General features: G+C 70.4%; 3 protein-coding genes, 1 tRNA gene and 1 rRNA gene. 1 reads left to right on the forward strand and 4 read right to left on the reverse strand.

Features of this window, described 5'->3' with window-relative positions:
• Positions 1-123: 123 nt before the first annotated feature.
• Entirely contained in the window at positions 124-5643 is a 5520-nt protein-coding gene (locus ACGF5T_RS31765) for a HAMP domain-containing protein (protein WP_356611333.1), read from the reverse strand.
• 392 nt (positions 5644-6035) lie between these two features.
• On the opposite strand from ACGF5T_RS31765, the gene ACGF5T_RS31770 reads away from it, so the two are divergent.
• Positions 6036-8789 (forward strand): SpoIIE family protein phosphatase, encoded by a 2754-nt coding sequence (locus ACGF5T_RS31770; RefSeq protein ID WP_366768496.1) that lies wholly within the window; start codon positions 6036-6038, stop codon positions 8787-8789.
• 58 nt (positions 8790-8847) lie between these two features.
• Here ACGF5T_RS31770 and ACGF5T_RS31775 read toward each other — a convergent pair.
• From ACGF5T_RS31775 to rrf, 3 genes are all read right to left on the reverse strand, one after another.
• A tRNA-Thr gene (locus tag ACGF5T_RS31775) sits at positions 8848-8923 on the reverse strand.
• 76 nt (positions 8924-8999) lie between these two features.
• Positions 9000-9662 (reverse strand): DegT/DnrJ/EryC1/StrS family aminotransferase, encoded by a 663-nt coding sequence (locus ACGF5T_RS31780; protein WP_361014852.1) that lies wholly within the window; start codon positions 9660-9662, stop codon positions 9000-9002.
• A 114-nt stretch (positions 9663-9776) separates the two neighbouring features.
• A 5S ribosomal RNA gene (gene rrf / locus ACGF5T_RS31785) occupies positions 9777-9867 on the reverse strand; the annotation flags it as partial.

The raw sequence follows: 9867 nt of genomic DNA on the forward strand, positions 1-9867 counted from the left end.
CCACGTTCGCACACTGCCCGAACGTCCCGCGCGGGTGGTGCCCGGACGCACCACCGGCCAGGCGACCGGACAGACCCCGCTGGTGCCCGCCCGCGCCTTGCGGTGCCCGCCCGGGCCCGGGCCTCACTCCTCCCGCATCCACTGCCGCATCACCGTCAGCAGATGGTCGGGGTCGACCGGCTTCGTCACGTAGTCGGACGCTCCCGACTCGATGGCCTTCTCCCGGTCCCCCTTCATCGCCTTGGCGGTCAGCGCGATGATCGGCAGCCCCGCGAACTGGGGCATCCGGCGGATCGCCGTGGTCGTCGCGTATCCGTCCATCTCGGGCATCATGATGTCCATCAGGACGACCGCCACGTCCTCGTGCTGTTCCAGCACCTCGATGCCCTCACGGCCGTTCTCGGCGTACAGCACGGACAGACCGTGCTGCTCCAGGACGCTGGTGAGGGCGAAGACGTTGCGGATGTCGTCGTCGACGATCAGCACCTTCTGCCCGGCGAACCGGAGGCCGCGGTGTGTCTGCGGCGTCGCCTCGTGCTCGACGGCCGTCTGGTGTTCCTGCCGCACCGCGGACCCGTCCTGCTGCGCCGCGGACCGGTCCTGCCGTGCCGCGGACCGGTCCTCGGCCTCCGAAGCACCCCGGCGCCGGCGCCTGAACAGCGCCCCGGTTCCGTTCTGCGCGTCCCGGTGCGACCTCGCCTCGGCCGGCGGCTGGGCCGGCGGCACCGCCTCCTCGGCCGGGGCGCCCCCGGAGGGAAGCGACTCGCCCGACGCCAGCGGCGGCAGTGCCTGCTGGTAACCGTGAGCGGGCAGCTCACTCGGGTGCAACGGCAGGTAGAGCGTGAACGTCGACCCGCGACCCGGCTCGCTCTGCGCGTGGATCTCGCCGCCCAGCAGCTGCGCGATCTCCCGAGAGATGGAGAGCCCGAGGCCCGTGCCCCCGTACTTGCGGCTGGTGGTGCCGTCGGCCTGCTTGAAGGCCTCGAAGATGACCCGCATCTTGCTGGCCGCGATGCCGATGCCGGTGTCGCTCACCGAGAACGCGATCAGCTCGGCGTCCGGCTCGGTCATCGAACCGGCCTCCAGCAACTGCTCCCTGATGGCGTTCGGCACGTCGTCCCGGGCCGGCCGGATGACCAGCTCGACCGCTCCCGAGTCGGTGAACTTCACCGCGTTGGAGAGCAGGTTGCGCAGCACCTGGAGCAGCCGCTGCTCGTCGGTGTGCAGCGTCGCCGGCAGCTCCGGCGACACCCGCACCGACAGGTCGAGGCCCTTCTCCGCGGTCAGCGGCCGGAAGGTGGCCTCCACGTAGTCGACGAGCTGGACGAGCGCGATGCGCGTCGGGGAGACGTCCATCTTGCCCGCCTCGACCTTCGACAGGTCCAGGATGTCGTTGATGAGCTGGAGCAGGTCGGAGCCGGCCCCGTGGATCGTCTCGGCGAACTCGACCTGCTTCGGGGACAGGTTCGCGTCGGCGTTGTCGGCGAGCAGCTTGGCGAGGATCAGCAGCGAGTTGAGCGGGGTCCGCAGCTCGTGCGACATGTTGGCCAGGAACTCGCTCTTGTAGCGCATGGAGACCGCGAGCTGCTCGGCGCGCTCCTCCAGGACCTGCCGCGCCTCCTCGATCTCGGTGTTCTTCACCTCGATGTCGCGGTTCTGCTGCGCCAGCAGCTCCGCCTTCTCCTCCAGTTCGGCGTTGGACGACTGGAGGGCCTTCTGCCGCTGCTCCAACTCCTCAGACCGGTCCCGCAGTTGCTCGGTCAGCTCCTGCGACTGCTTCAGCAGCACCTCCGTCTTGGTGTTGACGGAGATCGTGTTGACGCTGGTCGCGATCATCTCGGCGATCTGGTTCAGGAAGTCCTTCTGGATCTGCGTGAACGGGGTGAAGGACGCCAGCTCGATCACCCCGAGCACCTGCCCCTCGAAGAGCACCGGCAGGACGATCACCTGGGCCGGCGGCGCCTCCCCGAGTCCGGAGGAGATCTTCAGGTAGCCGCTCGGCGCGTTCTCCACGAGGATCGTGCGCTTCTCCTGGGCGGCCGTGCCCACCAGCGCCTCCCCCGGCCGGAACGACGTCGGCATCGAGCCCATCGAGTAGCCGTACGACCCGAGCATGCGCAGCTCGTACTGGTCGTGCTCGGCGCCCGCCTGCTCCTGGCCGTCGACCAGCGGCATGGCGAGGAAGAAGGCACCGTGCTGCGCGGAGACCACCGGGGTCAGCTCGCTCATGATCAGCGAGGCCACGTCCTGGAGGTCCCGGCGGCCCTGCATCAGCGCGGAGATCCGGGCGAGGTTGCCCTTGAGCCAGTCCTGCTCCTTGTTGGCGATCGTGGTGTCGCGCAGGTTGGCGATCATCTTGTTGATGTAGTCCTGGAGCTCGGAGATCTCCCCGGAGGCGTCCACGTCGATCTTCAGGTTCAGGTCGCCGCGCGTCACCGCGGTCGCCACGCGCGCGATGGCACGCACCTGCCGGGTCAGGTTCCCGGCCATCTCGTTCACCGACTCGGTGAGGTCCCGCCAGGTGCCGTCGACGTCACGCACGCGTGCCTGACCGCCGAGCTGCCCCTCGGTGCCCACCTCGCGGGCCACACGGGTGACCTCCTCGGCGAAGGACGACAGCTGGTCGACCATCGTGTTGATGGTCGTCTTCAGCTCCAGGATCTCGCCGCGCGCGTCGATGTCGATCTTCTTGGTGAGGTCGCCCTTGGCGATCGCCGTCGTCACCATGGCGATGTTGCGCACCTGACCGGTCAGGTTGGACGCCATCTGGTTCACCGACTCGGTGAGGTCCTTCCAGGTGCCCGCCACGCCCGGCACCTGCGCCTGGCCGCCGAGGATGCCGTCGGTGCCCACCTCACGGGCGACCTTGGTCACCTGGTCGGCGAAGGACCGCAGCGTCCGCACCATGGTGTTGAAGGTGTCGGCGAGCTGCGCGACCTCGCCGCGGGCCTCGATCGTCACCGTCCGCGTCAGGTCGCCGTTGGCGACGGCCGCGGCCACCTGGGAGATGTTCCGCACCTGGACGGTGAGGTTCTTGGCCATCAGGTTGACGTTGTCGTTGAGGTCCTTCCAGATGCCCACGACACCGGGCACGCTCGCCTGGCCGCCGAGGATGCCCTCGGTGCCCACCTCGCGGGCCACGCGCGTGACCTGCTCGGCGAAGGACGACAGCTGGTCGACCATCGTGTTGACCGTGGTGACGAGCTCGAGGATCTCGCCCTTCGCGTCGACGGTGATCTTCTTCGACAGGTCGCCCTTGGCGACCGCCGTCGTCACCTCGGCGATGTTGCGGACCTGCATGGTCAGGTTGTTCGCCATGCCGTTCACGGACTGCGTGAGGTCCTTCCAGGTGCCGGAGACGCCCTGCACCTCCGCCTGGCCGCCGAGGATGCCCTCGGTACCGACCTCCCGCGCGACGCGGGTGACCTCCTGGGCGAACGACGACAGCTGGTCCACCATCGTGTTCAGGGTGTTCTTCAGCTCCAGGATCTCCCCGCGCGCGTCCACGGTGATCTTCTGGGACAGGTCACCGCGGGCCACCGCCGTCGCGACCTGCGCGATGTTGCGCACCTGAGCGGTCAGGTTCCCGGCCATGCCGTTCACCGAGTCGGTCAGGTCGCGCCACACGCCGGCGACGCCGGGCACCTGGGCCTGACCGCCGAGGCGGCCCTCCGTACCCACCTCCCGGGCGACCCGGGTGACCTGCTCGGCGAAGGCGGAGAGCTGGTCGACCATCGTGTTGATGGTGTTCTTCAGCTCCAGGATCTCCCCGCGCGCGTCGACGTCGATCTTCTGCGACAGGTCGCCCCGCGCCACCGCCGTCGTCACCTGGGCGATCTGCCGCACCTGGGAGGTCAGGTTGCCCGCCATGAAGTTGACGGAGTCCGTCAACTCCTTCCACGTGCCCGACACGCCGTCCACCCGGGCCTGACCGCCGAGGCGGCCCTCGGTGCCCACGTCCCGGGCCATCCGCGTCACCTGGTCGGCGAAGCTGGAGAGCTGGTCCACCATCGTGTTCACGGTGTTCTTCAGCTGGAGCATCTCGCCCGAGACGTCCACCGTGACCTTCTGCGACAGGTCGCCGTTGGCCACCGCCGTCGTCACCTGGGCGATGTTGCGCACCTGGCCGGTGAGGTTGCGGAACGCGGTGTTGACGGAGTCCGTGAGGTCCTTCCACGTCCCGGCCGCTCCCGGCACCTGCGCCTGACCGCCCAGCTCACCCTCGACACCGACCTCCCGGGCCACCCGCGTGACCTCGGCACCGAAGGAGGACAGCTGGTCCACCATCGTGTTGACGGTGTTCTTCAGCTCCAGCATCTCGCCGGCCACGTCCACGGTGACCTTCTGCGACAGGTCACCGCTCGCGACGGCCGTCGTCACCGCGGCGATGTCCCGCACCTGGGTCGTCAGGTTCCGGAAGACCGTGTTGACGGAGTCCGTCAGGTCCTTCCAGATCCCGGCCGCACCCGGCACGTTCGCCTGTCCGCCCAGCTGCCCCTCGGCACCGACCTCGCTGGCCACCCGCGTGACCTCGTCCGCGAAGATCCGCAGCGTCTCGGTCATCTGGTTGATCGTCTCGGCGAGCTGCGCGACCTCGCCCCGGGCCGGCACGGTCACCTTCCGGGACAGGTCACCGTTGGCGACCGCCGTCGTCACCTCGGAGATCCCGCGCACCTGAGCCGTCAGGTTCCCCGCCATGGTGTTGACGGAGTCGGTCAGCTCCTTCCACACCCCGGCCACGCCCGGCACCTGCGCCTGCCCGCCCAGGGCGCCCTCGGTGCCCACCTCGCGCGCCACGCGCGTCACCTCGGAGGAGAACGCGGAGAGCTGGTCCACCATCGTGTTGACGGTGTTCTTCAGCTCCAGCATCTCGCCGGCCACGTGCACCGTGACCTTCCGGGACAGATCGCCCTTGGCGACCGCCGTCGTCACCAGCGCGATGTCCCGCACCTGCGCGGTGAGCCGGTACGCCATCGTGTTGACGGAGTCCGTGAGGTCCTTCCACGAACCGGACATGCCGCGCACCCGGGCCTGACCGCCCAGCTTGCCCTCGGTGCCGACCTCGCTGGCCACCCGCGTGACCTCGTCCGTGAACGTCGACAACTGGTCGACGAGGTTGTTCACGGTCCGCCCGACCTTGAGGAACTCGCCGCGCAGCGGCTGGCCCGCGCCGTCCGCCGACTGGGTCCGCAGCTCCATGCGCGGCGACAGATCACCGTCCGCCACCGCCGACAGCACCCGGCTGACCTCGGCGACCGGCCGTACGAGGTCGTCCACCAGGGCGTTCGAGTTGTCGATCGCGGCCGCCCAGGACCCCCCGCAGGCGCCGGTCTCCAGCCGCTCCGTGAGCTTTCCTTCACGGCCCACCATGCGCCGCACCCGCGCCAGCTCACCCGTGAGGTGGAGATTGCGGTCGGCCACCTCGTTGAAGACCGCCGCGATCTCCGACATCACGCCGTCGCCGGACACCGTGAGCCGTTTGCGGAAGTTGCCCTCCCGCATCGACACCAGGGCCGCCAGCAGGCGATTCAACGCGGCCGTGTCCACCGTCGTACTGCCACCCCGCGTCCTGCCCTGGTTACTCAGGGACTCTCCGCCCTTCGCGCGCGCCTTAGTGCCCCGCGTCGCTGCGCCAGACTCCACTGTGTCCCTCCCGCAGGGGTCGACCGTTACCGCTGTGCCCGGCTGCCACCGCTCGGCGGACCGGTTACTGCCGCGTACTTCCTGTGCTGCTGCGCGATCCGGACCGGTTCACCGGACCGCTCCCAGGGCTGCTGCCCGCCGCACTCGCTGCGCATTCAACCTGCCCGGATCCTCATGGGAAGCCTGCCCAGTGTTTCACCCCGGCCCAACCAGGCCATAACAGTTCGGCAGCTTCGCACATCGTCCGCACACCCTCTGGGCGGAAACACTGCAGACCGGCATCCGCGTGGACGGCGAAGGTAAGTAACCTTGCATGCGGCTGTCCAGCCATACCGGTCCGTCCGGCCTGGGCGGTGGCACGGAGACGAGCGGGCATCGGAGGGGCGGCCGGAATGACCACCGGACTGATCCCGGGGGAGCAGCCCCCGGATCCCGGGCCGACGGGGGATCTGCCGCAGCAGCGGCGCGAGCCGGTCGGCCAGGAGGCCGTGCAAGGGGAGAGAGGGTCGAGGAGTTCTGTGATCACCGCGCGTGCGGCCGCCAGCTTCGAGCCCGTCGGACGATCGGTGGCGAGCGCCCGGTCCTTCGTCCGCGACACGCTCCAGGGCTGGGGCCATGCCGACATCGTCGACGACGCCGTGGTGCTCACGAGCGAACTGGTGACCAACGCCGTGGTGCACGCCGGCACCACCGCCGACGTCATGTGTCTGCGCAGCGACGACGGCGTGCGCATCGAGGTGGCCGACCACTATCCGGAGCGCGAGGTCCCCCTCCAGGGCTCCCCCGCCGACATGGGCAGCCCCGACCGCGAGGGCGGGCGCGGCCTCCAGCTGTGCGCGGCCCTCGCCGACCGCTGGGGCGTCGAGTACACGCCGACGCTGAAGAACGTCTGGTTCCACCTCCACCTGCCGGAGCGCGCGGTCGGCACCCGCAGCGCCGGCCCCGCCCTGCCCGCCGAACTGCTCCCGCTCGCCGACGGCCGGGTCCGCGTCGCCGTCGTCCAGATCGACCGCACCGGCGCCGTCACGTCCTGGAACGAGGACGCCGAGGAGCTCTTCGGCTACCCCGCCGAGCAGGTCACCGGCAAGCCGCTGACCGACCTGGCCGCCTGGCCCCACACCCCGGGCACCAGCACCGGCATCGCCGAGGCGCTCCAGCTCTCCCGCTGGGAGGGCAGCTACGGCATACGGCACGCCGACGGCCGCGTCACCCCGGTCTACGCCTCCCACCTCCGGGTCCGCGACGCCGGCGGGGAGCCCTCCACGGTCTGCCTCCTCGTCCGCGACCACGAACGCGCGGTGCTCCAGACGCCGTTGCGCGTGCCGTCCTCCGACGCGGGCGCCTCCGCCGAGGGCCAGAGCACCGACCCCTTCGAGGTCTTCATCGGCTCGCCCGCCCCGGACGACCTGGACGGCCTCCTCCAGCGCACCGTCGAGCGCGCCCGCGACATGCTGGACGCCGACGCGGCCTTCCTGCTCCTGGCGACCGACGACGAGACGGAGCTGGAGGTCCGCGCCTCCACCGGCCTGCCCTCCGCGCGCCAGCGCTTCGCCCGCGTCCCCGTCGAGGCCGGCCCCGGCCGTTACGGCTCCGCGCGCATGCCGGCGGTCCACGACGACCTGGCCGCGGTCCCGGGCGCCGTCCCGCTGCTGAACGGCACGGGCATGCGCTCGGTCGTGACCGTCCCCCTCAAGGTCGAGGGCCGCCTCACCGGTTCCCTCGGTGTCGCAGCGGAGGCGTCGGGCCGGTACTCCAACGAGGAGGCGCTGCGCCTGCAGTTCGCCGCCGACCGCATCGCCCTGGCCGTCGAGTCGGCCCGCCTGGGTGAGCTGGAGCGCCTGCGCCGCGGCTCGCTGAGCTTCCTCGTCGAGGCCTCCGACCTCCTCGCCGGCACCCTGGACCGCGACCAGACCCTGGCCCTGATGGCGCAGATGACGGTCCCGACCCTGGCCACCTGGTGTGCCGTGTACACGATCGCGGACCAGGCGTCGGAGCCGTATCTTTCCTACGTCCTGCACGAGGACGAGGAGCTCATCGACGGCATCAAGTCGCTGCTGTCCAAGATCGCCCCGCCCGACCCGGTGCCCACTCCGGGCGCCCGTGTCTGGTCGGCCCCGGCCGAGATGGCCCACCAGGCGGCGCTGCGCACGTCCATGCGCGACCTCGGTCTCAGCGGCAACCCGTCCCGCCAGTTGCGCACCGGCATCGGCCCGACCCTGGCCACGGCGTCCGCGGTCGGCGGCGAGACCGTGGTCCTCCCGCTGGTGGCCCGCAACCGCGTCATCGGCATGCTGACGCTCGGCAAGCCGACGGACGAGCACTTCCGCCAGGAGATCCTCGAACTCGCCGAGGACCTGTCCCGCAGGGCCGCCCTGGCCCTGGACAACGCCCGCCTGTACTCGGAGCGCACGGCCATCAGCCAGTCCCTCCAGCGCAGCCTCCTGCCGCCGGAACTCCCCGTGATCGACGGCGTGGAGGTGGAGGTCATCTACCGCGCGGCCGGCGAGGGCAACGAGGTCGGCGGTGACTTCTACGACGTCTTCCCCATCCGCGACGACGCCTACGGGTTCGCCATCGGCGACGTCTGCGGTACGGGCCCGAACGCGGCGGCGGTCACGGGCCTGGCCCGGCACGCCCTGCGCCTGCTGGCCCGCGAGGGCCTCAGCGGTCCCGCGGTCCTGGAGCGCCTGAACTCCGCGATCCTCGACGAGGGCGCCCGCAGCCGCTTCCTCACCCTGCTGTACGGGGAGATGCGCCCGCAGGAGGACGGCAGCGCCGAGCTGAAGGTGGTCTGCGCGGGCCATCCGCTCCCCCTGCGCCTGCGGCAGGACGGCACGGTCGAACCCGCGGCGGAGCCGCAGCCCCTCCTCGGTGTCATCGAGGACCTGGAGCTGTACGAGCAGACGGTCATCCTCGACCCGGGCGATGTCCTGCTCTGTGTCACGGACGGCGTCACCGAACGCCGTGAGGGCACGCGCATGCTGGGTGACGACGGTCTCGCCGACGTCCTCACGGCCTGTACGGGTCTGACGGCGGGGGCGGTCGCCGCCCGCATCATGCGCGCGGTCGAGCGCTTCGCTTCGGACGCCCCGTCGGACGACATGGCCATTCTCGCGATGCGGGTCCCGGAGCCCCACGCGGACTAGCGCGCCGGCCGTCCGGGCATGCGAAAGGCCCCGCCCATTCGGGCGGGGCCTTTTGCGTTGGAGCCCCCAAACGGAATCGAACCGTTGACCTTCTCCTTACCATGGAGACGCTCTACCGACTGAGCTATAGGGGCCTGTCGCTTGCGGGGTTTCCCTCGCGGCAACGGAATAGATCATACCCCGAACAGAGCGGTGCTCCCAACCACGCCGTCAGAAGGCGGGCTGCAGCAAACCGCCCAGGGCGTTGCAGGCGGACACGATCCGCTGCATGTCCCGTTTGGTCAACGAGGCGTCGACCGGCAGCGCGAGGGTCTCGTCCGAGGCGCGTTCCGTCTCCGGCAGGGACACGCACCGCCGGAAGCCGGGCATGCGGTGCACGGGCGTCTTCACCGGCACCCGGCACTCGACTCCCCTGCCCCGCACGGCCCGCGCGAACGCGTCCCGGTCCGGCCGCCCGTTGCCGGGGACGCGCACCACGTACTGCTGATAGGTGTGTCCGTCGCCCCAGTCCGGTGTGCGCACGCCTCGCAACTTCCCGTCCAGATAGGCCGCCCGCTGCCTGCGCCGCGCCGTCTCGTCGTACGACGCCTCGGATTCGCCCTGTTCCAGCACGAGCAGCCCGTGCCGCTGCCCCACTCCGTGCAACGATCCCATGTCGGCCGGCCGCCCGAAGCGGTGCACGGCGACCAGGGCCACGGTCCTGGACGTCACCGACGCCTCCACCGCGGAGGCGTCCAGGCAGTACGTGTCCGGATCTATGTCGGCGAACACCGGCAAGGCGCCGACCGCGACCACGGCCTCGGCGACCTCGACGTTACCGAAGGCAGGTACGACGACCTCGTCACCGACGCCTACGCCGGCGGCCCTGAGCATTGCTGCGGTACCCATACGTCCGATGGTCATAGCGCAACGTGAACTCCAAGTGACGGAGAACAAAAAAGGGTTGGACCCGGAACCGAAGTTCGGGGTCCAACCCTTTGAAAAATTGTTCGGCGGCGTCCTACTCTCCCACAGGGTCCCCCCTGCAGTACCATCGGCGCTGAAAGGCTTAGCTTCCGGGTTCGGAATGTAACCGGGC

The sequence above is a fragment of the Streptomyces sp. NPDC047853 genome, from assembly GCF_043204535.1.
Lineage (GTDB): Bacteria > Actinomycetota > Actinomycetes > Streptomycetales > Streptomycetaceae > Streptomyces.